The following is a 26,120-nucleotide window of genomic DNA, read 5'->3' as shown; positions in this document are numbered from 1 at the left end:
CAGGCAATGATCGGACAGACGGCGATCGCGATCGGCGCGGCTCTGGCGGCGCTCGCCGCCGGCCCCGCTGCAGCGCAGCAGCAGGGCGCCCCGCTGCAGGTGCCGGCCAAGTCGGTGCCGGTGCCCGCCGACGTCAGCCCGCAGATGGGCAAGATCATCGGCCTGCCGCTGCGGACGAACTGGGACATCCACCCGAAGGACGGCGCGGCCTGGAAGCCCGTCGTCGAGGCCAGCGCGGAGGCGCTCAGGAAGCTCGTGCCCGGCATGATCGAGCGCCTGCACGTGAAGGTCGAGCGCACGACCATCGATGGCGTGCGGGCCTTCATCGTAACCCCGGACGTCGTCCCGCCGGAGAACCGCGACCGGGTCCTCGTCCACGTTCACGGCGGCTGCTACGTGCTCAATCCTGGCGAGGCCGGGCTGCCGGAGGCGCTGTTCATGGCCGGATTCGGCCACTTCAAGGTGATCTCGGTCGACTACCGCATGCCGCCGGAGGCCGTCTATCCGGCCGCCCACGACGACGCCATGACGGTCTGGAAGGCCGTGACGCGAACAACAGATCCGCGCAAGACCGCGATCTTCGGCACCTCGGCCGGCGGCGCGCTGACCCTGGCCATGGTGCTGCGGGCGAAGCAGGAGGGGCTGCCCTTGCCGGCCGCCATCGCGCCTGGCACGCCGATGTCGGATACCACCAAGGTCGGCGACAGCTTCGTGACCAACGCCATGCTCGACAACGTGCTGGTCTCGCCGGACGGCTTCTGCGACGACGGTGCCAAGGTCTACGCGGACGGTCACGACCTCAAGGATCCGATGCTCTCGCCCGTCTACGGTGACTTCACGGGTTTCCCGCCCACCATCCTCACCACCGGCACGCGAGACCTGCTGCTCTCGAACACGGTGCGTGTGCATCGCAAGCTGCGCGAGGCCGGCGTGGAAGTCTTCCTCCAGGTCGGGGAAGGCCAGTCTCACGCCCAATACATCAGAGACGACACCGCACCGGAAACCCGGGCGGTGTTCGAGGAGATCGCGCATTTCTTCGACACGCATCTCGCTCCTTAGGGCCAAGCCAGGGGCAGTCGGCAGCATCCGCTTACGAGACGGTTCAACAAGCGGCTCAATGGCCGGGATGGGCGCATTGCGGTACGTCGGCATTCAGCCGGAAGCCCTATGGCAGATCGGCATACGTCCGAGACGCTCACACGAGTCCGCGCGATGATCGAGGCTGGCCATTCTCGGGCTTTCGGAAGCTCGCCGGCAATCCGGTACGGGTTGACGCCACCGGCTTCGCCATCCCTCCGCCTGCGCCAGCAGCACAGCTGCGTGCATCGACAGACGCGACGGGTTTTGCAGGCGGGTCTGCTAGCCAGTCGTCGCGGGGCGCGCCTGGATGATGGGCGCGGCCGCTGCCAGGATTGCGGCGCCATCGCGTGAGGGTGGTGGGTAGATGCGGCTGCCGTTGATCAGACGCTTGGTCACCTTCGCCGCTGCGCCGTCCGCAACGAGGCGGTCGCGATCCCAGCCCGAAGTGTAGACGGCTCCCCACGCGCCGAGATCGAGCACTGTCACGTAATCCGGTGCCGCGAACCGCAGGCAGAGATCTGGCCGCCCGACGAGGTCGCAGACCGCGTTGTAGCCCGCGAACCGACCCATCGGGCGCGCGTGCTGGCAAGACATGACCGTCTGGTGTCCGGCCTCGTCGGCTGTAGCCACCGCCACGTCGCCCGCCGCGAACACGGCCGGAACGCCGGTGACACGCATCAGCGCGTCCACGGGCAACCGACCGCGTGCATCGCGCGCTACGCCAAGTTCTTCGGCAAGAGGGTTCGCCCGCATACCCGTGGCACAGACGACCGTCAGCGCCGGGATGTAAGTTCCGTCGCTGAGCGCCGCGCCCGTAGGGTCGATCGCTGCAACGCCGGTGCCGCTGATGCATTCCACGCCAGCTGCGGCGAGAGCCTGTCGAATGGCGGGCATCGCAGCGCCGCCCATCGGGGATCCAACCTCAGCAGAGCGGTCGACCAGCACCGTGCGAACGGGACCCGTTCCCCCGGCCTGGTCGCGGGCAGCAGCGAGGCGAGCCGGTAGCTCGCAGGCGAGTTCGATTCCGACAAGTCCGCCGCCAACCACAATGGCGGTCCAGCATCCGGTCTGGTCAAGACCGACCGCGTCGCGACCCAGGTCCCCAAGATGGCTGGCGAGCTGTCGCGCGCCGCTAAGCGTGTCGATGTCGAAAGCCAAGTCGATGCCCGACACAGCCGGGCGAGACAGGACGCTTCCGAGGGCGAGGATAAGTCTGTCGTATTCTAGCGTGAGCGAGCCGGGTCTGCCCGGGCACTGCACTGCGAGATGTCGCCCGCTGGCATCGATCTTAGTGACGGTACCTTCGATCCGGCCGACGTTTATGGGACCGAGCACGTTGTCCAGCGGCACGGCGACGGGCGTGAGGTCAGCCTCATAGCACCGCACCCGAATAGCATGGAATGGATCTGGAGCGATGAGGGTGATGACAATCTCCTCGGTCAGCCCGAGTTCATCGCGAGCTCGCGCTGCTGCTGCTGCGCTCCAGAGGCCGGCGAAGCCGCCGCCTACCACTACGACTCGTTTGATCATTGAGAGCCGCCTCTAAGTCCGGACCAGTCACCGTGACATTAGCGGAACAATACGGATTGTTGAGCGTCCTGCACTCGGGAGACAAGCGGCCGGATCGGCGCTCAACCCCAGATTTACACTTTTGGCGCATACGAAACTCGCGTGTACGCTGACTGGGTGTTCGCGTCCGAGAGGCAGCCGAGTACGGTAAAGGGCACTCTGAGCCCACATCGGTCAACTGAATTTGGCTGTAAGCGGAATGGCCGCTTCGGAGAAAAACTGACAGGAAAGCAGCCCGCCTAAGTGACCTGACCGGCTGGCTTTGGACCGGGCTGATTGAGAGGATCAGCCTGGACCAGAGGAGTTGGGGAAGAAGCGAGGTAAGAAGACGAGCGCGGAGCAGGATCCGTATTTTTTTGACGTACTCGACCGGCAGGCCGCTGCAGCGGCACTGGTGGTGGAGCGTGAGCATCGTGTCGTGCGCCTCGTCGAACGAGCTGCAGAGTGCGTCCTCGACGACGATGCGGTAGCCGCGGTCGACGGCCCCAGGATGGGCCTCAGAGCAAACCCTCGGAGCAGCCTCGTCGGCTAACGGCCGACCTCGTCACCATCCTCCATGGACATGCGGGATTGGTCGGCACCGCTCCGTGCAGCGTTCATAGCGTGTTCCGAGCCTTGCTTCACCGCACTCTGTGCTATTCCGCCGAACTCGGACGCCTGCGTCTGTACAGCCGCAAGTTGGCTGCGAGCGAAGTCGGCCTGGAGTTGCATTGCCTCTTGTAGGCTCTTGGCCTGAGTGAGCTTCTGCGCAAAGTCCAGGGTCGCCCGAACATTCTGCTCAGCAGCCTGGAGACTGCGAGACGCCATATCTTGCGTGGTCGTATCCGCCGTCTGCATCAGGCCCTGGGTTGATGCAACCGTCTGGCGCGCTGCTCCGATGAAGCCGTCGAATGCTTGGCGCGCTTGGTCGATACCTTTCTCAGCCAGCTCGCGCAGCGCGCTAGGTATCTCGAGGCCTGGGGCTGTGTTCACGGGCATGTCCTCCAGTCATTTCTTGTAGAGCGGCGCAAATCTTCCGAGGGCCGCTCATATTGAGAACCTGTTGGAGGAACCCCGGTTCAACGCGGACGTGGATGTCGTAGCAGATCGACTGCCATCGCGAGGCACTGCCGAAAGGCTTGCACAGGACTCTGTTGCTCGCCGGCACCACAGCCCCTCAATTGCCGGCACGCACCCCGCACAGCCATGGCCAGAACGGTTCCGCGCTGGCAATTTTATGCCGATTCGCGCGAGCGATGCGCATGCAACGCATCATAGTGCAAGAACGTTGGGCATCTCAGAAATGAGCGGCCGTGAGGCTGCCGGAGGAACTGTTCGTATGCTGTACCTAATGCGTGATGCCTACGACCAGATGCTCTCGCCTATGCGGATGGCGGCAGAGATGGCCCGGACCGCTTGTGAGAACCCGTTCAGCCCCCTCGCTTACACCCCTAACGGCCGAGCCGTTGCGGCTTCCTGCGAGTTGTTCGAGCGGGCGACACGCACCTATCCCAAGCCGGCTTTCGACCTCCCGACATGTGAACGGGTGGTTTGGGAGCGCCCGTTCTGTCGCGTAGTCGCCTTCGGTATGCCTTCGGCGAAACCGAAATTGCTGCTGGTCGCCCCGCTCTCGGGGCACTACGCAACCCTGCTCCGCGGGACGGTGGCGGCCTTCCTCGACACGCATCAGGTGTTTATCACCGACTGGTCTGACGCCAAGAAGGTACCGCTCTCCGCCGGACGGTTCGATCTCGACGATTACATCGACTACTGCACCGCGATCTTCGAGGCGCTCGGGCCAGACCTGCACGTCATGGCCGTGTGTCAGCCTTCAGTCCCGGTTCTTGCGGCTATAGCTCGCATGGAAGCCGAGAGTCACCCACTGGTGCCGCGCTCAGCCGTGCTCGTCGGCGGTCCGATCGATACCCGCCACTCACCCACAGCGGTAAACAAGCTTCCCCAGGAGAAGCAGATCGGCTGGTTCAAGCAGAACTGCATTCACCCGGTCCCATGGACCCACCAAGGCCGCGGGCGTGATGTCTACCCCGGCTTTCTCCAATTGGCCGGCTTCATCAGCATGAACCTTGATCGCCACCAGACGGCGCACTGGGACATGTTCAACCACTTAGTGCAGGGTGACGGCGACTCGGCGGCCAAACATCGTGAGTTCTACGACGAGTATCTTGCCGTGATGGACCTCACAGCGGAGTACTACCTCCAGACGGTCGAGACAGTTTTCATCGAGCATCTTCTGCCCAGGGGCGAGATGCGTCACCGGGGCAAGACTGTCGATCTCACCGCGATGCGGCACTGCGCGTTGATGGCGATCGAGGGCGAGAAGGACGACATCACCGGCATCGGCCAGACCCGAGCGGCACTCGACCTGACGTCCAACCTCTCAGCCGAGAAGAAAGCCTACCATCTCCAGATGGGGGCAGGTCACTACGGCATCTTCAACGGATCACGGTTCCGAACCGAGATCGTGCCGAAGATCGTCGCGTTCATGGAGGCGCATACCAAGCCGTCGATGGTTGTGCCTCCGATTACGCTCGGCCGTCTCTCTCCGGATGCCGAAGAGCCTGACCACTCCGTTCCGGCGGCGCTGCTCACGCCCGATACGTGCGCGGCCAGCGAGGCGGCTCTCGCGCTGCACGCATGAACTCAGCAGGCTCGCCTGACGACGCCCGACGAGGCGCAAGGGCGGTCAATGGACCGTATCGTAGCCTGACGGGGCGAGTGTTGTCCCTCGCTTCGGGTCGGACGCCCCGCGCATCAGGGCGTGTCTGGCGTCCTGCTGTAGTTGCTGAAACCGCTTGTTCAGAGCCTCGCGCTGGCGCTGCCGCCTCTGAACAAGCTGGTTCAGAACCCGGTCCTTCTCATCGTCAGATCCAGACCAGCCCTCCAGGCGCTCGCAGTCGCTCTGGTAGTTGAACTCGACATCAGCCAAGGCAGCCAAGGTGGCCTGGAGTGATCCTGTCAGATCGTCGAGATGAAGACCTGCTGCCCGCATCTCCGGCACCGGATCAGCCCAATGCACGGCTGGAAGATCGATTGGGTCGGACGCGCTCAGGTTCGTGATCTTGAGAAGGACGTTGGACGCGGCGACGAGATTGCCGGACCGATCTCGCAGTGGCGTCGGGTAGGGCATGAACGGGATGCGTGTACCATCCGGTCGCTCCAACACGGCCTGCACACCGCGGATGGGCTGCCCCGATTTGATGGCTACGGCCATCGGGCACTGGTCGAGTGGAAGCAGCGCCCCGTCAGGCGTGTAGATACGCCAACACCCGCACCAGCGCGTCTTGCCGAGTTCAGGTCGGTAGCCCCATAGCTCGGCTGCCGCATCGTTGTAGTAGGTCAGCCAACCGTCGGCATCAGTCGTGTAGACTGGCGACGTGAAATCTCGGAACAGATCGGCACGCGACGGCTCGTAGTTCCAGCCACGGTCCGGTGCGCTGAATTCGAATTCGTCGTCGTCTGGAAACATACCACTATCCCTCGACAAACGGGCGAGGAAATGCCCGTCCAAGCATTTCGGTCGCCCCCCTCTGTCGCGGGTGCCAGCAAGCCGATGCCACCATTACGATGACAGTTGCGGCTCGTCAGTGACGCAGAATGCGTCGCACTCCAGATCGTCCAGCGATACGAGATTGTGCCTCAGAGCTTCCGGGGGCGGTCGCTCCTCGACGCCATAACCGGCTCACGCCAGCCTGGGCTCTCCCGCATCGCCTCTTGCGGACACCTCTTCTATACACAGACAGGAATACTGTTCAAGAGAGGTCTGCGTCCGCAAGTTACGACGCAAGATCAAATTCCTCACGATTCAGTGTCGAGCGCAATTCAATTGCAGGCTGCGAAGGAAGAAAATTCGTCTCGAGGAGCGGGATTAACTTCAGACGGCGGTTGAGGGCCTTCCGATCGTGAGAGTGTTCGACATAACGTTACGTCGGCCGTTTCCTTCGAGGCGACCTGCCGATATGCCGCCGAGCGTTTCGGTGTGAGCTAAGCCAACGCCAGCAGCTGCAGGTGCGGCGTGAGGGCTGCCTCACGCCCAAGTCGCAAGCGGCGATCAGCGCTCTCGCCGCGTCGAGCCCCGAACCGACCTCATCCCGGGGTGAAACGCTCGCTCCACGAACGGCAGCTCCTCGGCATCGTATTCCGGGGCGTGAGTGGCTCAAGCGGGCGCGAAGCAGCCGGAGAAACTTGGCGCATCGCGCCGTTTCCTCCGTGCCGGTGCAGTGTTTCGAGCTGTTCTGGCATCATCCGCAGCGGCACGGCGGCTGTTGCGGCAGAAGCGCCGGACAGCCATGGTTCGTCCATGATCTCGACAGATGCCGCAGCCCAGATCCTGTTCGCCGGCAAGGGCGAGATCCGGAATCTGGCGCGCGACCTCGATTGGGCGGGCACGCCGCTCGGGCCTGTCGTTGATTGGCCGCAGAGCCTGCGCTCGATCGTGCGCACGCTGCTGTCCTCACAGTACCCTATGATCCTGACCTGGGGACCCGCGTTCACGCAGATCTACAACGACGCCTACGCCAAACTGATCGGCGCGGGGCATCCGGCTGCCCTCGGCAGCGACATCCGCACCACGCTGGCGGCGAGCTGGGACACGCTCGGCCCGATGATCGCCCGCGTCATGCGGACCGGCGAGGCGAACTGGACCCCGGCCTTGCCGCTGCTGATGGAGCGGGCGGGTTACCGGGAAGAGGCTTACTTCAGCGTCTCGCACGCGCCCGCCGAGGACGACGAAGGCCGGATCGTCGGCATGCTGGCCGTCTGCAGCGAGGTTACCGCGCAGGTCATCGGCGAGCGTCGGTTGGGCCTGCTGCGAGATCTCGCAGCCAGAGCCGGAGAGACCCGCAGCGTCGATGCGACCTGTGCCGACATCGCGGGCGCTCTTGCAGATGACCGGCTGGACGTGCCTTTCGCGCTCCTGTTCCTACGTGGGCAGGACGGCCGTCTGCACCGAGTGGCGACCACGGGTATCGGCGCCGGCCATCCCGCGGCCGAGCCGGCCGGAAGCGTGTGCTGGTCCCTGGCACGTGCCCTCGCGGGCGAGACTGTGACGGTCAGCGGCTTGGCGGAACGCCTCGGGTTAGCGGCTGGCTTCTGGGCGGACCTCGTCGCCAGCGCTCTGGTCGTCCCGCTTACCGGAGAGGTGGGCTCGGCGCCGCTTGGTGCCCTCGTTCTCGGTGCGAGCCCGAGCCGCGCGCTTGATGAGGAATACCGCGGCTTCCTCGACCTCGTGGCAGGTCAGGTCGGGACGGCCCTGCGCAACGCTCGCGCCTATGAGGAGGAGCGGCGCCGCGCCGAGGCGCTGGCGGAACTCGACCGCGCCAAGACTCGGTTCTTCTCCAATGTCAGTCACGAGTTCCGCACGCCGCTGACCCTGATGCTCGGTCCGCTGGAGGAGGTGCTGGCTTCCGATCGCGTCGACCCGAGCGTGCGTGCCGAGCTGGACGTCGCCCACCGCAACGCGCTGCGCCTCCTGCGCCTCGTCAACATGCTCCTCGACTTCTCGCGCGTCGAGGCCGGGCGCACACAGGCCGCGTTCGCACCCGTCGACCTCGCCGCCCTGACGGCGGACCTTGCCAGCACCTTCCGCTCGGCAGTCGAGCGCGGCGGGCTGAGCCTGCAGGTCGAGTGCCGCCCGCTCTCGGAGCCCGTCTTCGTCGATCGGGACATGTGGGAGAAGATCGTCCTCAACCTGCTCTCGAACGCCTTCAAGTTCACCTTCCGAGGCGGCATCGCCGTGCGGCTGGAGCCGATTTCGGGCGCGGTCCGCCTGACTATCGCCGATACCGGTGTCGGCATCCCGGCCGAGACCCTGCCGCACATCTTCGAACGCTTTCACCGTGTGGAGGGCAGCCGCAGCCGCTCGCACGAAGGCTCGGGGATCGGCCTCGCGCTCGTGCGCGAGTTGGTGGGCATGCATGGCGGCACCGTCGAGGTCACGAGCCAAGTCGAGCGGGGCACCTCCTTCACCGTAACAGTGCCGACCGGGAGCGCGCATCTGCCGCCGGACCGGATTGTGGAAGCGAACCGAGCGTCGGAGCGCGGCGGCTTGGCTCGGGCTTATGCCGAGGAGGCGCTGCGATGGCTCCCGGATGAGGCCACCGGCACGAACGTCGTCCCGTTGCGCCGCGAGCCAGGATCTCATCGCAGCGTTCAGGAGCGCGCGCGCCTCGTGCTGGCGGATGACAATGCCGACATGCGCGCCTATGTCGAGCGCCTGCTTGGCCTCGACTATGCCGTCATATCCGTCGCCGACGGTGCGGCGGCCCTGGCCGCACTGCGCGAGAACCGAGCCGACCTGCTCCTGACCGATGTCATGATGCCGGTGCTGGACGGCATCGCGGTCACCCGCGCGGTGCGGGCCGACCCGGCTTTACGCACCGTTCCGATCATCATGCTCTCCGCCAGGGCCGGAGCGGAGGCCGGTGTGGAGGGATTGGAAGCCGGCGCGGATGACTACCTCGTCAAGCCGTTCTCAGCCCGCGAGCTGCAGGCGCGGGTCAGGACAAATCTGGAACTCGCGCGCCTTCGGCGAGAAGCCGAGGAGCAGGTGGCCCAGGCCCGCAAAATGGAGGCTGTTGGTCAGCTCACGAGCGGCGTGGCACACGACTTCAACAACCTGCTGGCCGCCGTGATGGGCTCGGTAGAGTTAGCCGAGCGGCGCGTCAGCGATGAGCGCGTCCTGCGCCTCCTGAACAACGCTCATCAGGCGGCGAAACGCGGCGCGAAGCTCACCGAGCAGCTGCTCGCGTTCTCGCGCCGGCAGCGGCTGGAAGCACGCTCGACCGATCTCAACGGCGTGCTGTCCGGGATGGCCGACCTCCTGCACCGGACGCTTGGCGGCACCGTCGCCGTCTCGACGCGCCTCGCCGCCGACCTGTGGCCCGCGATGGCCGATCCGAACCGAATCGAGCTCGCGGTGCTGAACCTCGCCGTGAACGCGCGCGACGCGATGCCGAAGGGAGGCGAACTCCAGATCGAGACGGCGAACCTCGCAGCTTTTGCGCCGCGTCTGGCGGCGATGCCGCCAGGCGAGTTCGTTCGTCTGAGCGTTACAGATACCGGCGAGGGCATGCCGCCCGAGATCTTGGAGCGAGTCTTCGAGCCCTTCTTCACGACCAAGCCTCAGGGCAAGGGTACCGGTCTGGGCCTCGCCCAGGTCTTCGGCACGGCAAAGCAGCTCGGAGGCGAGGTGACGGTGGACAGCCGCGTCGGTCAGGGCACCTGCGTAACGCTGTACCTGCCTCGGGCGACGATCGGCCCGGCGCACGCGGACGCACCCTCCGCGGCGCTGCCCGAGACGCCCGGCCGCCTGCATATTCTGCTCGTGGACGACGACGGTCAGGTGCGGTCCACGGCCGCGGCGATGCTGGAGGAGATGGGCCATACGGTGACGGCGATGGGCTCCGGTTCGGAAGCGTTGCGCCTACTCGTCGGAGAGAACGCGGTCGATCTACTCCTGGCAGACTACGCCATGCCCGGGATGACGGGAGGCGAATTGGCGACCCGAGCCGTCGCGGCACGACCAAGCCTGCGCGTTCTGCTGATGACCGGCTACGCGGATGCCGCGGCCTTGCCGGACGACGCGCCGGTGCTGCGCAAGCCATTCGCCTTTGCTGAACTGGCTCAGGCCGTACGGCATGCGTTGATAGACAACAGCAGCCACGTACTGCGATCCGAACGCGGCGAACCTTCAGTGAGCGTATGACCTCCGAAGCTGGCGAGGCGGGAGACATCAAGCTTCTCAGCCGCAACATCGACCAGCGCGTCTCTGCCGTGGAGCTTCGCCTCGCACGCGTCCGGCCATGTCCGCTTAAGGCGATACACGGAGCCCGATCTTACGACCGAGTTGGGCGCCAAGCCGAAGGTCCGGTTCGGCGCGCGTTGGCGATCTGACGTGACGTAGTCTCGCCGTAAGCGGAACAGCCGCTTCGGAGAGGGTGGGCCGGAAAAGCAGACGGACGCCTGCCGACCCATGCCAGTCATTACGGCAGCCAACGGCGCTTCCCCAAAGCGGTCATTAGTCGGCGGTCCTGAGTTATGGGCCGACGTGTTATCGGAAGTCGTTACCACGGCTGACCACCACCGAACGACCAATCCCCCTTGTCGACAAAAACCGTGTTGATCATGATGTCGTCAGTTCGAACCCGAGTTTCGATTTCATCTCATCAGCAACGAAATGATAGAAAGCAAATTTGGTGTCCTTCTTGTTGCCGACGGTGCTAGTTACGTGGATTAATATGAAATCTGGCGACCGTCTAAAGCCAAGAAATTGAGGATCTTATATAAGATTGTCTGCCGTGTGCTCGCCAACCACCACAAAGCGGTCGCCATCGGGTGATTTGAGGACGTCGACGATGCCCCGATAAACGATGTCCGCCACGGCAGCGCGGTACTCGGGGGGCTTCCCATGGATCAGATCGATACGTGCAATAGGCATGATGATCTCCTCGGGCAGAATTGCGGTCGGACCCTGGCCGGGACCGACCGCTGGGCGCTCACGTCCGGGTGTCGATCTCCGGCACACCGCTGCTCCGGTCGGCATAGGCGGCCAGGAAGGTCGGCCGGGTCTGCCAGCGCCGCCAGAAGGCATCGAGATGCTCGAAGCGCTCATCGAGCGGGGTGGCGTTCACCGGGAACTTGGAGAACGCGATGGCCGTCGCCAGCGTGATGTCCGAGAACGTCGGCTGATCGCCGCCCAGCAGCCACGCGCGGCCGTCGGAGAGATGCCGGTCGACCAAGCCGGCATGCGCCAGCGCCACCTTGCGTGAATGCTCGCCCCAGGCCGGATTGCTGGTCAGTTCGAGCTTGGGGCCCAGGCCCTGATGCAGCACATGGAATGCGGTAACGATGGGATAGAGGATGTGGACCCACACGCGATTGTCCCACATTTGATCGAGGCCACGCTCGTGCGCCGTCTTCCCCATGATCTTGCGGCCTTCGAACGCGTCATCGAGGTAGCGGGCGATGGCAGAGGTCTCACTGAGGTAGGAGCCATCCGCGAGCGCAAGGGTCGGTGTCTCGCCCCAAGCGTTCATCTTCAGGTGTTTCCAACCGCGCTGCTCGCCCACCGGTGACATGTCGTAGATCGTCTCGTCGAAGTGATCGGCGATGCCCTTCTCGTGCATGAAGATCCGCAGGCGCTGCGGATTGGGGAAGGCCGAGGGTGAGGTAAAGAGCTTGAGCTTGTTGGACATCGTCGTCTCACTTCCCTGAGAACCTAGCCTGTCTTCCAGATGACAGGCAGCAAGCTAGGACGGACGCCTTGTGTCGTCAACCCCTGTCTGCCATATGACAGATGGAGGTTGAGAATGGCAGCGACGTTGAAGAGAGATGTGCGCGAGGCGATCCTCGTGGCTGCGAGGGAAGCAGCGATGGCCTATGGCTACGGCGGCATCAACTTCCGTGATCTCGCGGAGACCGTCGGTATCAAGGCCGCAAGCATCAACTATTACTTCGCCAACAAGGCCATCCTCGGCGAGGCGGTTGCGCGCCGTTACTGGGAAGACATTGCTCGCGATCTTGAAGCTATCTCGGCAAGTGCGCAAAGCCCAATCGAAGCGCTGCGGCGATACCCTGGCATCTTTCGCCTATCCCTGGAGCGCGACAATCGCATGTGCCTCAGCAGCTTCATGGCGACAGAATATGACGCGTTGCCTGAGCAGGTTTTGAAGGAGGTTCAGTCTTTTGCCGACGTCAATACGGCTTGGCTACGCGAGCAGATAGTTTCTGCAAAGCTAGTTGAGCCGAAGGACGGCGAGATGAGAGCGCGCGCCATCTATGCTGCTGTAGCCGGAGCTCAGATCATCGCTCGAAGTCGCTCGGACATAAATCTGTTCGACTCATTGATCAGGAGCTACCAAGAAGCGGGACTACTGCCGAACTGATCATCCGAGACGCTCACGCAGGCCGTCTGCGGCGGCGGATGCTGGCCGAAAGCCGCTGCTCCGGTTCGGGGGTCGGCTGCCGGAAAAGCGGACAGTCGACCTCCGACCCAACCCGGTCATTCACAGACCCTACTGACGAGCCCGGAACTGGTCGTAAGTGGAATGACCGCTTCGGCGCCGCCCAGGATAGCTGCGGCGCGGTACTTCATAATCTCACAATACGAAGCCGGATGTCGGTCTAAGGCCGACGATGCGTCTCATGCGTTCGCACCACCGTCGACCGTGATCGTCGTGCCGGTGATCTGACGCGCGGCAGGGCTCGCCAGGAACGCCACCGAGGCGGCGATGTCCTCAGGCTTTCCGTAATGCCCGAGCGCGGTCATCGCGCGCTGCATGTCCGATTGATCGCCATCCGCCGGGTTCATGTCGGTGTCGGTCGATCCTGGCTGCACAAGGTTCACGGTGATGCCGCGCGGACCAAGTTCCCGTGCCAGCCCACGCGTGAACGAGAGCAATGCCGATTTCGACATGGAGTAGACCGTCACACCAGGAAATGGGACCCGCTCCCCAAGGCATGAGCCGATGGAGATGATCCGGCCGCCTTCCGTGAGGTGAGGGATAGCGGCCTGTGACGCCAGCACGACTGAGCGGACGTTGACGTCGAGGATGGCATCGATGTCGGCGAGGCTCATCTCCGCAACCGGGCCGCCACGGGCGATGCCGGCGTTGTTGATGAGGATGTCGAGTCCCCCAAGGCCCTCTACCGCACCATTTACGGAGCGCTTCACCGCTGATGCGTCGGCACTGTCGGCCTGGATGGCAACGGCGCGGCGGCCCTTTGCCTCTATGGCGCGGACAACCTCGGCCGCCCGTTCGGCGGACCGCTCGTAGGTGATGGCGACATTTGCACCGCGGTCGGCGAGCGCTAGGGCGATGGCAGCGCCGATGCCGCGTGATGCGCCAGTCACCAAGGCACACTTGCCTGCGAGTTCGCTCATGGCTCGATCTTTCTGTAGTGAACGACACAGAACGGGCTAGATGCGTTGCGAGGTCGGGTCAAGCAAATTATATAACGACCGATGCAGAAATCAGGTTCGACACTAGCTGAAGCAAAGAAGGCACCGGTACGCGGGCGCGGTCGGCCTCGCGCCTTCGACCGGCAAGCGGCTCTAAGTGAGGCGATGCGGTTGTTCTGGTGCCGGGGCTATGCCGCAACATCGATATCCGACCTCACTGCAGCCATGGGAATTGGTTCGCCAAGCCTCTACGCAGCGTTCGGATCGAAGGAGGCTCTCTACGCCGAGGCGCTGCGCCACTACGGTGAGCAATACGAGGCCATGGCCTGGGCCAACTTCGCCGCGGCCGGGACCGCTCGGGAAGCCATCGAGGCGCTCCTGATGGACTCGGCCGCTGCCCTCACGGGGTCGTGTGGTCGCGAGGAGCCGCGTGGTTGCATGGTGACACTGTCGATGGCCGGCAGCGAAGGACACGCTGAACTTGGCGAACTGGTACGGACGGCCCGGGCGCAGGGACTCAAAAGGGTCGAGGAGCGGCTTCATCGCGCGGTCGCGACGGCTGAGCTCAGCACCTCCGTGGACGTCCCCGCGCTCGCGCGCTTCGTGCTCACAGTGCAGAACGGCATGTCGCTCCAGGCTCGCGACGGCGCTAGCCGAGAGGAGCTTGAGGCCGTCGCCCTTCTCACGATGCTGGGGTGGGACTCTCAGGTCGGCCGCTGAGGCTCGTTGCCGACCCTGGAAATGCCGGCGAAAGCCACAGTCATTTAGGCTGGGCGTCAGTAGGCGGCTAGATTTGGTCGAATGCAGACCGACTGCTTCGGAGATTGGCCGACTAAGAAGCAGATGGCCCCTTACTGACGCATGTGGGACGCGCGGACCGCTGTCAGCGCGTCCTGGAAGCTGTCAATCGACGGTCGTCCGGCGACTTCGGTTCGGGTGGCTTCCGTCGGGTATCGGTCTAAGTTGCCGGCTGATTGAGCAACACCCAAAGTCGCGCGATCCTGCAATCCACGACCTCGGCTACGTCCGCTCCCGTGACGATGATGGGGCCCCCGTTCGGGCCTGCCTGCCATTGCAGCGAACCCCGCTGAGGGTCACAGATCAATTCCGATCCCGACCCAACCCGGCCGTCTGGGCCGCTGTCAGCACTTCCCCATAGCGGTCATTCGTCGGCCATCCGGCAAAGTCAGCTTGAGGTGGAAAGCGGGCTTTGGCCCCTCGCCCGGAAGCGGAGGTGTCGGATCACACCCTTCTGAGACACTCATCGTGCGAGATTGCAAGCGGTCGTTCAGCCTCAGGTTGCAAATTCAGGCTCGTCCCGCCTGAGTACCCGCTTGATGCTCTCCAGATGCAAACGTGCGCTCTCAGCGTCGCCATCACGCATCTGAGAGGCAGTGTGACGGGCAATGGCTGGATCCACGCGGCGGAGCGACCGGCCTGCGCTCATGGCCCTGATTTGCACTTCGGAAGCGCGCTCAAGATAGTAGAGGTCGTCCCAGGCTTCGGCGATCGTCGGGCCGGTCACGATCACCCCATGATTGCGCAGAAAGACGATGTCGGCATCGCCGAGCGTCGCGGCGATCCGGTCACCTTCGGCCTCGTCAAGTGCAAGGCCATCATAGGCTTCGTCGACCGTGGTGCGGCCGTAGAACTTCAGCGCTGTCTGACCGGCCCAAGCGAGCGGCTCGCCCTCCACCATGCTGAGGGCCGTGGCGTTGGGCATATGGGTGTGGAATGCGGCTCGCGCCCTTGGAAGCGATCGGTGAAGCCGGGCGTGGATGTGGAACGCCGTCGCCTCCGGCTTCCCATTCCCTTCAAGGACATGACCGTCGAAGTCGCAGACGAGTAGGCTCGACGCCGTCACTTCGGCGAAAGCCAAGCCATAGGGGTTCACCAGGAACAGGTCGTCGCGCTCAGGGACGAGGGCAGAGAAGTGGTTACAGATGCCCTCTTCTAGGCCGTATCGCGACGCCATCCGGAAGCAGGCCGCGAGGTCGACCCGGGCCTGCCAGAGCGTCTCGCGATCAATCCCGCCGAGATTGCTCGATCCTGTTAGGCCGGTCGGCCGAAGCTCGTGTGCCATCGTCGCGTCTCCTCGCCCGCCCTCACCTCCAACCGGCATCGCCGAACAACTTCGGCACGCCCGCGAGGTTGGTCAGCACGGCATGGGGTTGGTAGCCGTCGGCCGGAGTGCGTCCGGTGCCGCGGTCGATCCACACATCACGCAGCCCGAGTTCGCGCGTGGTGACGAGGTCGAGATGCGGACTGGCGCAGATATGCACCACCGCATCCGGCTCTATCCCGAGCGCCGCATGGGCGACCTCGAAGATGCGGCGTGACGGCTTGTAGGCGCCGGCCTGCTCGGCCGTGATCACGCGGTCGATGTGGCCGCCGAGTTGGGCCACGTTGCCGGCGATGATGTCGTCATCGGTGTTCGAGATGATGCAGAGCTTGAAGTCAGATTGCTTCAGTGCTGCCAGCGTGCCGACCACTTCGGGGAACGGCGGCATGCGGCCGATGGCATCCGTCAGGATCCTGGCGTCGGCCTCACCAACCTCGACCCCGAGTTCGCGCAATGCGAGGCCGAGCGCCTCACCGGCGATGGCGCGGAAGGAGCGGTGAGGAGGCGCCTGCTCAAGCGCGTGCTCGTGGCGATCATAGGTCGCGATCAGTTGCTCGCTGTCGATCGCCTCGGGTTTCCCGGCGAGGATCGTCGCAACCGCGATCCGCAAGCCCTCGTCCCATTGGATGAGAGTGCCATAGCAATCGAAGGTGATCCAAGACGGGCGTGGGGTTCCAGACAGCATGGCGACCTCCGCGTGACGGCTTCCGTGAGAGGGTTTATCGCTTGCCTGCACCATTCGGAAATTAGATCGTCGAATGCCTTCCATCGAGATTGCAAATGTCCCGTCGTTGGACCTGGAACTGCTCCGCACGTTCGTCGCGGTCGTGGAGGCGGGCGGGTTCACACGTGCTGGGAACCGCGTGCACCGAACACAGTCGACCGTCAGCCAGCAGATCCGCAAGCTTGAAGAGGATCTCGGACTGCGCCTGCTCCACCGTGTCGGTGGATCGGTGAGCCCGACCGAGGGCGGCGAAAAACTGTTGGGCTATGCGCGGCGCCTCCTCGCGATCTCGGCCGAGGCGCGCGCGGTCTTGAACGAGCCCGGCCGCCAATCCGTCGTGCGGCTGGGCGTCCCAGAAGATTTCGCGGGCCGGCCGCTCACCGACCTCCTGTCCGGCTTCGCGGGGTCCTGCCCGCATATCCGTCTCGACACGACGAGCGGCTGGAGCGCCGCGCTGCACAGACTGCTCGACGCGGACGAACTCGATCTTGCGCTGGTCAAGCGCGACGTCGGCGACGGACGATGTCTCGCGCGCTGGCCCGAGCGCCTCATCTGGGTCGCGGGCACGACGCTCGACACGAGCATCGATCCCCTGCCGCTCGCACTGTTCCCGCAGGGTTGTATCTACCGGCAGCGGGCCGTGGAGGCGGTCGAAGGGTTGGGTCGACGGTGGAGACTAGCCTTCGTCGGACAGGGGCTTGCAGGCGTGCAGGCCGCCGTCGCGTCCGGCATTGGGGTTGGTCTTCTGACGGAAGGCACGGTTCAGGACGAGCATCGCCGGCTGGGTCCGAGCGACGGCTTCCCTGATCCGCGGCCGTCCGAAGTGGCACTCATTGCGAGAAGGTCTCGCCTGACGAAGCCTATCGGCGAATTGGCCGAGTTCTTAAGGCAGACGCTCGGATCGACACTGTGAGGTGATCGGATCGTCGGCGACACGTTGATCGCCTCGATTGCGGGGGGACCGCCAACGCGGACGAGCCCTTCACGCTCAAGCGGTGCGCGGCGAAGTAGGTCCCAGCTTCGAAGTCGTCCGACGGCGAGATCAGGCGATCGACATCATCCGCACGCCGCGCGCCTCAATGATTTCGGCGACGATCTCGAATCCGCTACCGGCCGCGCCGTCGACGATCGCGACCTCCGGCGTCTCCTCGTCGAGCCAGGCCTGCGCACTGCCGACGTCGAGAAACGCCAGGACATCGAAGCCCTCCGACGAGAGCGATCGACAGATGCGCTCGCGCTGGTCCTCGTCCTCGGACAGGACAAAGCCGAATGGGTGGCCGACCGGTTCGTCCACCCGGCCGGTCATGCCGCCTTCCGGGTCCTGCCGGCGTTCGCCTTGCCCGAGATGCGCTTCGTCGCCGGCGCCGAACGCTTCGTCTCCGCCTTCCGGGTCGGGGCCTTCGTCGGTGCATCACCCTTCTCGGAATCGATGCTGCGCTTGAGGGCTTCCATCAGATTCACGACGTTGCCGGAGTTCGGAGCCCCAGTCGTGCCCTTGGCCTTGCCCTTCGCGGGCTTCGGCGCCTTGCCCTTCACCAGCGCGATCAGCGCCTCTTCGTAGCGATCCTCGAACTTCGAGGGGTCGAACTTCCGGGTGGAGCGTGCGATCAGCTCCTCTGCGAGTGACCGCATCTCGGCCGTGGGATCGCCGTCGGGCATGTCCTCGAAGTAGGCGGTAGGCGATCGGACCTCGTCTTGGTAGCGCAGCAGCGTCGCCAGCAGGCCCTTGCCGTACGGCTCGAGCAGGACCACCCGCTCGCGCTTGTAGATGACGATACGGCCGAGCCCGGCCATGCCCTTCTTCTTCATCGCATCCCGGATGACGGCGAATGCCTCGCGAGAGACCTTGTCCTCGGCCGCGAGGTAGTACGGCTTGTCCAAGTAACGCTCGTCGACCTCCTCGCGACGGCAGAAGGCCTCGATGTTGATCGTGTGCGTGCTCTCCAGGGCGATCTCGCTGAGCTCGTCGTCCTCGACCGGCACCAGCTCGTCCTTGGCGATCTCGCATCCCTTGACCTGGTCGTCGCGCTCGACGGTGTCGCCAGTCACGGAGTCGACCATCAGCTGCTTGAGGCGGTTTCCGGTCTCGCGATTGATCGTATGACACTTCAGCTCTTTCGAGGAGCTGACCGCTGGATACAGTCCGACCGAGCAGGAGACGAGCGAAAGTCGAAGATGACCTTTCCAGTTGGCGCGGGCTGCCACGTCGCTCTCCTATGTCCGTCCAAGTATTCACGCCCATCGATGCATCCGCGGTGCGGAGACCTGGAGCTCGGCGGTCCAACGAGAGTCCAACTCGACTCGTTCCTCCACAGCTGCGCCTGTGGATAACTTGCTCGTTATTGTAGATCGCCCCGCATCGACGGTCCGTCCAGGAACTCGATCCGTCCAACCCGGTTTTCTCCAAGCGATGACCGAGCTTCTCAAACCGTATCGGGACAAGCGGGATTTCGAGGCATCGCCCGAGCCCAAGGGGAAGCGCGGCCGCAAGGCGGTGGAGGCGAGGTTCGTCGTCCAGAAGCACGACGCGCGGCGCCTGCACTACGACCTGCGGCTCGAGATGGACGGGGTGCTCAAGAGCTGGGCCGTGACGCGTGGACCTAGCCTGTTGCCTGCCGAGAAGCGGCTCGCGGTCCAAACGGAGGATCACCCGGTCGACTACCTGATCTGGGAGGGTGCAATCCCCAAGGGCCAGTACGGCGGCGGGACCATGATCGTCTGGGACATCGGCTCCTGGGCGCCCGTCGGCGATCCGGCCGCCGGGCTGGAGAAGGGCCACCTTGAGTTCACCCTGCACGGCGAGAGACTCGCAGGCCGCTGGCACCTCGTGCGCATGAAGGGCCGAGGCGGCGAGAAGAAGCAGCCCTGGCTGCTGATGAAGGCCGACGACGAGCACGCCCGCCGCGACGGCGACATCCTCGTCGAGCACGAGGCCTCGGTCCTGTCGGGCCGGACCAACCAAGAACTCGCAACCGGCGGGGTCGTCAGAGCCGATCATGCGGCCCGCGCGGAGGTAGCTGCCGAGCGGAAGACGAAAGCGCCGGCGAGCGGGTCCAAGAGAGCCCGAAAGGCGATCCTACCGCCCTTCGTCGAGCCTGCGCTCGCGACCCTTGTCGACGACGTGCCAACCGGCGACGGCTGGCTGTACGAGATCAAGCACGACGGCTACCGCATGCAGGCCCGGATCGACGGCGGCTCGGTGAAGCTGTTGACGCGCTCCGGCCTCGACTGGACCGCGAAGTTCGAACCCACGGCCCAGGCCCTGAAGGCTATGAAGCTGCCCTCGGCCCTGATCGACGCCGAGATCGTGGTCGAGACGGAGAGCGGGGTATCCAGCTTCTCCGCCCTGCAGCAGGCGCTCGCCGCCGGCGATACGGGATCGGCGGTCTTCTACGCCTTCGATCTGCTCTACCTCGATGGTAAGGATCTGCGTGCGCTGCCCCTGACCGAACGCAAGGATCTGCTGCTGCAGAGCCTCGACGATGCCCCGCGGGGCGGTCGCATCCGGTTCAGCGAGCATCTCGCCGCCGACGGCGAGGCCATGTTGCGCCACGCCTGCAGGCTTGGACTGGAAGGCGTCATCGCCAAGCGCGTGGACTCGCCCTACCGGTCGCGCCGGACCGATGCTTGGCGCAAGATCAAGTGCCACTCGTCGGAGGAGTTCGTGGTCGCGGGCTACATGCCGTCGACCACGGCGCCCAAGTCCGTGGGGTCGTTGATCCTGGGCACGCACGATGAGGCTGGCGGGCTCGTCCACGTGGGGCGGGTGGGCACCGGGTTCCGAGACAAGGTCGGTCGGGATCTCTGGGCGCAGCTGGAGCCGCTTCGCATCCCATCGCCGCCATTCGGGGCGGAAATCCCGCCGCCCGCACGCCGCAACGCCCGCTGGGTCGAGCCGCGCCTCGTCTGCGAGGTGACCTTCCGCGGGTGGACGGACGACAACCAGCTGCGGCATGCGTCGTTCAAGACTCTGAGGAGCGACGTGCACCCGGACGAAGTCGTTCGGGAGAAGAAGCCGAGGCGCCCGAAATCGCGGGCGCGGAAATCCTCGGAGTCTGCCGTGGCGCTTACCCATCCGGATCGCCTGTTCTGGCCCGACATCGGCCTGACCAAGGAGGGCCTCGCCGAGTACTACGCGGAGATCGCCGACCGCATCCTGCCGCACTTGATCGACCGGCCGCTGTCGCTCCTCCGCTGTCCCGATGGCCTCGGATCCTGCTTCTACCAGAAGCACACCTGGGCAGGGCTCGACGACCACTACATCCGGCTCGTGGGCGGGGAGAAGGCCGTCGTGATCCAGGATCGGGAAGGCCTTCGCGCACTGGTCCAGGCGAGCGTCCTCGAGATCCATCCCTGGGGCGCGCCGGCCTCGGACCCGGATCGGCCGGACCGGCTGGTCTTCGACCTGGACCCCGGCGACGGGGTCGTATGGGGCGATCTAGTCACCGGCGCCCTGGATGTGCGCGAGCGGATGTCCGCATCCGGCCTCTCCAGCTTCGTGAAGACGACTGGCGGCAAGGGGCTGCACGTCGTCGTGCCGATCGAACCGAAGGCGGGCTGGGCCGAGGCGAAAGCCATCTCGAAACGCATCGCATCCGAGATGGCGAAGGACGCCCCCGACCGCTACGTCGCGACCGCGTCGAAGAAGGCCAGGGACGGCCGCATCTACGTGGACTACCTGCGCAATCAGCGGGGCGCGACCGCCGTCTCGGCCTTCTCCACCCGGGCCCGCCCCGGCGCGCCCGTATCCGTCCCCGTCGATTGGGACGAGCTCCTGTCGCTCGGGTCCGGCGCGCGCTTCGACGTCGCAAATCTACCGGGGCGCCTCTCCGCCTTGAATCGAGACCCCTGGGCCGGGTTCGACGATGCAGCACGTCCTCTCCAGGTGACCGGCCGCCGAGATCGTCGGTGACCCCGAACGCCTGCCGTCGGTGCCGAGAGGATAGCTGGAACCCGAGGGTGGAACAGGAAGGGCCGCCACAGCTTGCGGCGCCCCTGCAGCTAGTGAGTGAAATCTGACGCTTGGTACCTGCACCGAACGTCCGAAAAGGGCGGGAAGCAGAGGTCGGCCACTCGCCTCGATGCGGACGTTCCGCATCCGACCCAACCCAGCCGCCCGGACCGCCGTCGGCGCTTCTCCAAAGCGGCCGTTCGTCAGCCTATCGCGACTTCGGCTTAGGGTGGAAAGCCGCCCCTAGCGCTCGAGCCTTCGAATGTCGGCAAGCGCTTAAAGCGGACCATCCGGGGCTCTGTTCGCGTGAGAGGTGGCTTATGGGGTAGGCTCGCGACCTACCATGTGCCCGGCCATAGCCATCAGGACCCGGACGGAAGCTGTTCCACGATCCAGGTCTTCGCCTCCTCCAGATCGGCAAACAGCGGCGGGAGGATGGGATCGATCGGACCGAACCCAGCCTCCAAGAACCACTTGCCTGCATCATAGTCGTGCTGGTCGGAGAGCTGGACCAGAACCGCAACGAGAGAGCTGTCCGCGAAGACGAGCTGCCCCTCAACATCGTCACTTCCCGTCGCGATCTGCACGGGCTGCAAAGTCAGGCTCATGCCGCGCGTCGTTCTCCCAGATGCAGGTAGCCCGACTTGAACTCCGCAAGCTGCTTGAGCTTCGGCAGGTCCAGGATCGTAAGACGCCTCTGTTGAAGTTCAATCATACCCCGCGACCTGAGTTCCTGGAGGGCGCGGTTCACGTGCACGGTGCTCTGCCCCGTCGTGTCTGCGAGATCCTGCTGAGTGAGAGGCAGTGCGAAGGCGTTCTCGTCTGCTCGGCCGACCGCACGCAGGCGTAGGAACAGCTCGCAGAACAGGTGCGCCAACCGCTCTACCGCCGAGCGACGGCCGACGTTGAGCAGCCACTCGCGCAAGGTCGCCTCGTCCACCAACGTGGATTTCCGCAGCGCCGCCGCGACGGCCGGGCGGTGCAGCAGATCCCTGACCGTCTCGGGTGCGATCCGCACCACTGTGCAGTCCGACAGCGTGGTGATCGAGTGATCCATGAATTCCAAGAGCGCCACGTCGAGGTCGCAGGCGTCGCCCGGCACGAGATAGGCCATGATCTGACGCGCGCCGCCGGCCCGCAGCTTGTAGCGGCAGGCGATGCCATCGAGGATCAGGAATACGCCCGCGGGCGGATCACCCTCTCGAACGAGGTCCGTTCCCGCCGGAACAAGCTGCACATCCTCGCTGACCTTCAGCAGCGCGGCTCTGTCCGCCTCCGGCAGCGACGTGAAGCCTTCCAATTTGCGCACGAACGGGTTCACAGCATCTGGCACACCGTTCGTCATGCTTCGCCTCGTAGCTTCTTCGCGAGCCAGTCGGCTCTTCGCGCGGTTACGTCCTGGGTTGTGGCTGCAATTACCGGCCGGCAGACTGTGTGCAACCCTGGCGCGACCTCCGGTGCGAAAACCGACATTCCTGAAAATGTCTGCTATCGCACACAGCTCCAGGCAGCGTTGCTGTCGCTGGAGCTTGCTCCTAATCTAGCCCTCATCGTCTGCACGCTGTTTGGGGCGCGGACGACTGGGAGACGCGACCGTGCTCTTGCCTCGTAAGGGGAAGAGCTATGTCGAAGCCTCATCAGCATAGTATCCGTAATCGCCTCCTGAAAGTCTGCTCAGGCGAGGATTTCGGTCGGCTTGCTCCGCAATTACAGCTTGTAGACCTGCCTGTGCAGGAAGTGCTCATCAGGCCCAACGAGCCCGTGCAGCACCTTTATTTCATCGAGAGCGGGTTATCGTCGATCGTTACCGAGGGGTCGATGGGTAGGGTCGAGGTCGGGATCGTCGGCCGGGAAGGCTTGGTCGGCGCATTGCCGGTGCTGACGTGCAGCGACCGCATGCCGAACGAGCAGTTCATCCAGATGCCAGGCAATGCCTATCGCATTGATGCGGACGTACTGAGTGCCGCGGTTGACGAGAGCCGCACGTTGCGGCGGCTTCTCCTCCGCTATGTGCAGGCCGAGTTCGTCCAGACGCGGCAGACGGCCTACGTCAACGCCACCTACACCATCGAGACCCGGCTCGCTCGGTGGCTACTGATGTGTCACGACCGGAGCGACGGAGACGAACTGCTGCTGAAACATGAATTCCTGTCGATGATGCTGGGGGTGCAACGCTCCGGCGTGACACTGGCGCTGCAGAACTTAGAGGGCGGCCGCTGCATCCGCGGGCGGCGAGGCCGCGTCCAAGTGCTCGACCGCGAGCTACTCCGCACGGTGGCGGACGGTAGCTACGGCCTGCCCGAGGCCGAATACGCCCGATTGATCGAGGGCGCCTGATGCCGCTCTACTTCCTCAATCTGCGCTACGGCCGCGACAAGGTCGCGGTTGACCCGGAGGGCGACGAGTTGCCCGACTTGGACGCTGCGCGGGCGCATGCGCTGGAAGCCGCGCGGGACCTGATCGCCCGCACACGCTCGTACAGCGTGCGGGACTGGTTCACCTGCACCTTTGAGATCGTGAACGAAGGGGGACGGCTCCTGCTCGCCGTGCCATTCAGCGACACGGTACCCGAGAGCGATCAGGACTGAGCACGATCTGGCTCCGCAGGGCATGTCTCACCGAGACGCTGAGCGAGGCGCTATCAACGTCTCGTACGGGCCAGCGACTCAGTTCCGAGACAGCGAATGGAGACGGTCTAGGTCCATTCGCGCATCCAATAGTGGCAGTGCGATCCGCCGAACGTCTGCTCTCACCAAGATGCCGACGTTCAATGGCATTTGGTTCGCCATCCGAAAAGGGTCTGGAGTGGGAGAAGATATGCCGTCCGCTTCCGCCCATTGTCGCCCGAAAGCAGAGCGGCGGCTTTCTACCCCGAGCGGTCGTTCCGCGTCCGACCCAACTCATTCGCTAGGACGGCTGTCTGCAATTCTCCAAAGCGGCCGTTCACCAGTCTTCCGGCGGCGTCGGCTCGGGGTGGAAAACGGATGTCAAAGACTGGTCGCGTTCGCCATGAAGGTCACCGATCTTTCTTGAAAAATTCGCGAAACTTCTGGATCGAAGCCCGCCAAAATGCCGGCCCCTCTAAGAGAGTCAGCAAAAACATTGACAATAGAACGCTTAACATGGGGGACAACGACAGCAACTCTATGGCTGGGTGTTTCAATTTAAAGATCGCATTTACACCCATTACGGTCAGAGCCCATGCTGTGGCCCACAGCGCCAGCCTCACCGAGTTAGTCTTGAACCAGCGCGTTTTCTGGGGCGGCTTCGCCAGGGCAATCCTCAGCAATGACAGTGCGGGCACGAAGCTCAGGAAGAGAAGTGACCCTGCAATCATCTCATCGCGCCTTCGGCTTACTGAGGCGTTCGCCCTCGTCGTCAAACTCCAAACCTAACCGTCCGCTAAGGGTGGGGAGTTGGCGCGGTAGCGACGGTCCGCTTCAAAGCCTCGCCGTCCGAAAGCGGACCGTCGCGAAACCACCCAGCCTTGCCATTCCAAGCAGCAACCACGCCTCTCAAAACCGGACCTGAAGAGGTTGAGCAACCAACCGCGGCAGGGCAGGCCAAGACCGGTGCACCCTGCGGGTTTTCCATTAGCTATATGACCGTCGCGAACGTCGCTTGAACGTCTGCCACTAATGCGGTTGCGTTCTCCATGGCCGCGAAATGTCCGCCCTTTGTAGGCTCGTTGTAATGACGCAGGTCCACCAAACGCTTCTCCGCCCAGCGCCGTGACAGCCGCAGCACCTCACCGGGGAACACACTGACTCCGGCCGGCAGCGGCATGGGTTCGCTTGGCATACCGCCTTGGCCTTGCGCATTGTCCCAATAGAACCGCGCCGAGCTGGCCCCGGCGTTCGGCAGCCAGTAGAGCATGATGTCGTCCAGCATGTGGTCTAGCGGGATCACCCGCTCAGGCTCGCCGCCGCTGTCGGTCACGTCCTGAAACAGCGCGTAGATCCAGGCCGCCAGTCCCACCGGCGAGTCCGCTAGCGCAAATCCGACCGACTGCGGACGCGTGTTCTGGAGCTTCATGTAACCCGACTGCTCGCGGTCGTATCGCGCGATGCCGGACAGCATCGCCTGCTCCTCCGGCGTCGCGTCCGCGATCTCGTCCTCGGTTGGCTGGAACATAACCATATTCAGGTGGATGCCGGCGAGGCCGGGCGCACGCATGTGCGCTAGCACCGTCACCACGGCCGCACCCCAATCGCCACCCTGGGCGAACCACCGATCTCCATAACCCAGCCTCTGCATCAGCTCGACATAGGCGCCAGCGACGCGGCCGACGTTCCAACCCGGCACGGTCGGCTTGTCGGAGAACCCGAAGCCCGGCATCGACGGGATCACGAGGTGGAACGCGCACCGCGGATTTCCGCCGTGCGCCGCAGGGTCGGTCAGCGGCCCGATCACGTCGCGGAACTCCAGGATCGAGCCTGGCCAGCCATGCGCCAGCAAGAGCGGTTGGGCATCGCGCTCGGGCGAGCGAACATGCAGGAAGTGGATGCCGAGGCCGTCGATGACGGTGCGGCTGCTGCCCCAGCCATTGATGAGGGTTTCTGCCACCCGCCAATCGTAGCCATCCTGCCAGCGGCCGACCAGACGGCGGATCGCGTGCGAGGTCGGACCTTGGCTCCCGTCGGTGACGGTGCCGGCGTCGGGCCAACGGGTGCGGGCGAGGCGGTCGGATAGGTCGGACAGGTCGGCGTCGGCGACCCGGATCGGGAAGGACGTGATGACGTCGGTCATGGCGGGGCTACCCCTTCGCGGGTCGATG

Annotated in this window: 23 protein-coding genes and 1 pseudogene; 9 read left to right on the top strand and 15 right to left on the bottom strand. The window is 64.6% G+C overall.

The features are described 5' to 3' along the window. Positions 1 to 6: 6 nt before the first annotated feature. On the top strand, positions 7 to 1,059 hold the full coding sequence (locus tag CIW48_RS22940) for an alpha/beta hydrolase (RefSeq protein WP_149312808.1): 1,053 nt from the start codon (positions 7 to 9) through the stop codon (positions 1,057 to 1,059). A 300-nt stretch (positions 1,060 to 1,359) separates the two neighbouring features. On the opposite strand, the gene CIW48_RS22935 is transcribed toward CIW48_RS22940, so the two are convergent. The 3 genes and pseudogenes from CIW48_RS22935 to CIW48_RS22925 form a co-directional block, all read right to left on the bottom strand. After that, positions 1,360 to 2,610, bottom strand: coding sequence for an FAD-dependent oxidoreductase (locus CIW48_RS22935; protein ID WP_149312807.1), 1,251 nt, complete (start codon positions 2,608 to 2,610; stop codon positions 1,360 to 1,362). Between the two features lie 430 nt (positions 2,611 to 3,040). Continuing rightward, positions 3,041 to 3,136: pseudogene (locus CIW48_RS34210) on the bottom strand (cysteine hydrolase); the annotation flags it as partial. A 41-nt stretch (positions 3,137 to 3,177) separates the two neighbouring features. Continuing rightward, positions 3,178 to 3,621, bottom strand: a complete 444-nt coding sequence (locus CIW48_RS22925) for a phasin (protein WP_149312806.1) — start codon at positions 3,619 to 3,621, stop codon at positions 3,178 to 3,180. 346 nt (positions 3,622 to 3,967) lie between these two features. On the opposite strand from CIW48_RS22925, the gene phaZ reads away from it, so the two are divergent. After that, positions 3,968 to 5,287 carry a polyhydroxyalkanoate depolymerase gene (gene phaZ, locus CIW48_RS22920; RefSeq protein WP_149312805.1) on the top strand — a complete coding sequence of 440 codons (1,320 nt, stop codon included), beginning with the start codon at positions 3,968 to 3,970 and terminating at the stop codon, positions 5,285 to 5,287. Positions 5,288 to 5,332: 45 nt separating this feature from the next. Here phaZ and CIW48_RS22915 read toward each other — a convergent pair whose 3' ends face one another. Then, entirely contained in the window at positions 5,333 to 6,115 is a 783-nt protein-coding gene (locus CIW48_RS22915) for a PAS domain-containing protein (protein ID WP_149312804.1), read from the bottom strand. Between the two features lie 831 nt (positions 6,116 to 6,946). Here CIW48_RS22915 and CIW48_RS22910 point away from each other — a divergent pair. Beyond that, a complete protein-coding gene (locus CIW48_RS22910) occupies positions 6,947 to 10,351 on the top strand; it encodes an ATP-binding protein (RefSeq protein ID WP_149312803.1) in 3,405 nt (1,134 codons plus the stop codon). 417 nt (positions 10,352 to 10,768) lie between these two features. Here CIW48_RS22910 and CIW48_RS34205 read toward each other — a convergent pair whose 3' ends face one another. Genes CIW48_RS34205 through CIW48_RS22900 form a run of 3 tightly spaced genes read right to left on the bottom strand, consistent with a single transcriptional unit; the run spans position 10,769 to position 11,840 of the window. Continuing rightward, complete coding sequence (locus CIW48_RS34205; RefSeq protein ID WP_246695384.1) at positions 10,769 to 10,879, bottom strand: hypothetical protein; 111 nt, start codon at positions 10,877 to 10,879, stop codon at positions 10,769 to 10,771. A gap of 45 nt (positions 10,880 to 10,924) precedes the next feature. Continuing rightward, a complete protein-coding gene (locus CIW48_RS34200) occupies positions 10,925 to 11,083 on the bottom strand; it encodes a tautomerase family protein (RefSeq protein WP_246695382.1) in 159 nt (52 codons plus the stop codon). Positions 11,084 to 11,141: 58 nt separating this feature from the next. After that, the gene (locus tag CIW48_RS22900) at positions 11,142 to 11,840 is read right to left on the bottom strand and encodes a glutathione S-transferase C-terminal domain-containing protein (RefSeq protein ID WP_149312802.1); all 699 of its coding nucleotides are present in this window, start codon (positions 11,838 to 11,840) and stop codon (positions 11,142 to 11,144) included. Positions 11,841 to 11,954: 114 nt separating this feature from the next. Between CIW48_RS22900 and CIW48_RS22895 the strand changes: the two genes are divergently transcribed. Then, the gene (locus CIW48_RS22895; protein WP_149312801.1) at positions 11,955 to 12,530 is read left to right on the top strand and encodes a TetR/AcrR family transcriptional regulator; all 576 of its coding nucleotides are present in this window, start codon (positions 11,955 to 11,957) and stop codon (positions 12,528 to 12,530) included. A gap of 257 nt (positions 12,531 to 12,787) precedes the next feature. Here CIW48_RS22895 and CIW48_RS22890 read toward each other — a convergent pair whose 3' ends face one another. Beyond that, complete coding sequence (locus CIW48_RS22890; protein ID WP_149312800.1) at positions 12,788 to 13,528, bottom strand: 3-oxoacyl-ACP reductase family protein; 741 nt, start codon at positions 13,526 to 13,528, stop codon at positions 12,788 to 12,790. Between the two features lie 81 nt (positions 13,529 to 13,609). On the opposite strand from CIW48_RS22890, the gene CIW48_RS22885 reads away from it, so the two are divergent. Further along, positions 13,610 to 14,266, top strand: coding sequence for a TetR/AcrR family transcriptional regulator (locus CIW48_RS22885; protein ID WP_149312799.1), 657 nt, complete (start codon positions 13,610 to 13,612; stop codon positions 14,264 to 14,266). A 574-nt stretch (positions 14,267 to 14,840) separates the two neighbouring features. Here the strand turns inward: CIW48_RS22885 and CIW48_RS22875 are convergent. Together CIW48_RS22875 and CIW48_RS22870 are read right to left on the bottom strand one after the other, a co-directional pair. Then, positions 14,841 to 15,629: an aldolase gene (locus tag CIW48_RS22875; RefSeq protein WP_149312798.1), complete on the bottom strand. Its 789-nt coding sequence runs from the start codon at positions 15,627 to 15,629 to the stop codon at positions 14,841 to 14,843. A gap of 22 nt (positions 15,630 to 15,651) precedes the next feature. Continuing rightward, positions 15,652 to 16,353 (bottom strand): haloacid dehalogenase type II, encoded by a 702-nt coding sequence (locus tag CIW48_RS22870; RefSeq protein WP_149312825.1) that lies wholly within the window; start codon positions 16,351 to 16,353, stop codon positions 15,652 to 15,654. Between the two features lie 73 nt (positions 16,354 to 16,426). Here CIW48_RS22870 and CIW48_RS22865 point away from each other — a divergent pair, with 73 nt between their 5' ends. After that, positions 16,427 to 17,305: a LysR substrate-binding domain-containing protein gene (locus CIW48_RS22865; RefSeq protein ID WP_149312797.1), complete on the top strand. Its 879-nt coding sequence runs from the start codon at positions 16,427 to 16,429 to the stop codon at positions 17,303 to 17,305. A gap of 129 nt (positions 17,306 to 17,434) precedes the next feature. Here CIW48_RS22865 and CIW48_RS22860 read toward each other — a convergent pair whose 3' ends face one another. Next, a complete protein-coding gene (locus CIW48_RS22860) occupies positions 17,435 to 17,698 on the bottom strand; it encodes a hypothetical protein (RefSeq protein WP_149312796.1) in 264 nt (87 codons plus the stop codon). Next, positions 17,695 to 18,597 (bottom strand): Ku protein, encoded by a 903-nt coding sequence (locus CIW48_RS22855; RefSeq protein ID WP_149312795.1) that lies wholly within the window; start codon positions 18,595 to 18,597, stop codon positions 17,695 to 17,697. Before CIW48_RS22855 ends, CIW48_RS22860 begins: the two co-directional genes overlap by 4 nt. Positions 18,598 to 18,802: 205 nt before the next feature. Here CIW48_RS22855 and ligD point away from each other — a divergent pair, with 205 nt between their 5' ends. Then, positions 18,803 to 21,304: a DNA ligase D gene (gene ligD, locus CIW48_RS22850; protein ID WP_149312794.1), complete on the top strand. Its 2,502-nt coding sequence runs from the start codon at positions 18,803 to 18,805 to the stop codon at positions 21,302 to 21,304. Positions 21,305 to 21,705: 401 nt separating this feature from the next. Here the strand turns inward: ligD and CIW48_RS22845 are convergent, their stop codons facing one another. Together CIW48_RS22845 and CIW48_RS22840 are read right to left on the bottom strand one after the other, a co-directional pair. Continuing rightward, positions 21,706 to 21,951: a hypothetical protein gene (locus CIW48_RS22845; RefSeq protein ID WP_149312793.1), complete on the bottom strand. Its 246-nt coding sequence runs from the start codon at positions 21,949 to 21,951 to the stop codon at positions 21,706 to 21,708. Beyond that, a complete protein-coding gene (locus CIW48_RS22840) occupies positions 21,948 to 22,688 on the bottom strand; it encodes a Crp/Fnr family transcriptional regulator (protein ID WP_149312792.1) in 741 nt (246 codons plus the stop codon). The genes CIW48_RS22845 and CIW48_RS22840 overlap by 4 nt, the downstream gene beginning before the upstream one ends. A 278-nt stretch (positions 22,689 to 22,966) precedes the next feature. On the opposite strand from CIW48_RS22840, the gene CIW48_RS22835 reads away from it, so the two are divergent. Continuing rightward, positions 22,967 to 23,680, top strand: coding sequence for a Crp/Fnr family transcriptional regulator (locus CIW48_RS22835; RefSeq protein ID WP_149312791.1), 714 nt, complete (start codon positions 22,967 to 22,969; stop codon positions 23,678 to 23,680). After that, positions 23,680 to 23,931 carry a hypothetical protein gene (locus CIW48_RS22830; protein ID WP_149312790.1) on the top strand — a complete coding sequence of 84 codons (252 nt, stop codon included), beginning with the start codon at positions 23,680 to 23,682 and terminating at the stop codon, positions 23,929 to 23,931. Before CIW48_RS22835 ends, CIW48_RS22830 begins: the two co-directional genes overlap by 1 nt. 1,009 nt (positions 23,932 to 24,940) lie before the next feature. Here the strand turns inward: CIW48_RS22830 and CIW48_RS22825 are convergent. Further along, a complete protein-coding gene (locus CIW48_RS22825; RefSeq protein WP_149312789.1) occupies positions 24,941 to 26,092 on the bottom strand; it encodes an epoxide hydrolase in 1,152 nt (383 codons plus the stop codon). Positions 26,093 to 26,120: the final 28 nt, after the last annotated feature.

Origin of the sequence: Methylobacterium sp. P1-11, assembly GCF_008329595.1 — a bacterium.
GTDB lineage: Bacteria > Pseudomonadota > Alphaproteobacteria > Rhizobiales > Beijerinckiaceae > Methylobacterium.
Note: the sequence above shows the minus strand (reverse complement) of the source record. Positions and strands in the feature narration are given on the sequence as shown.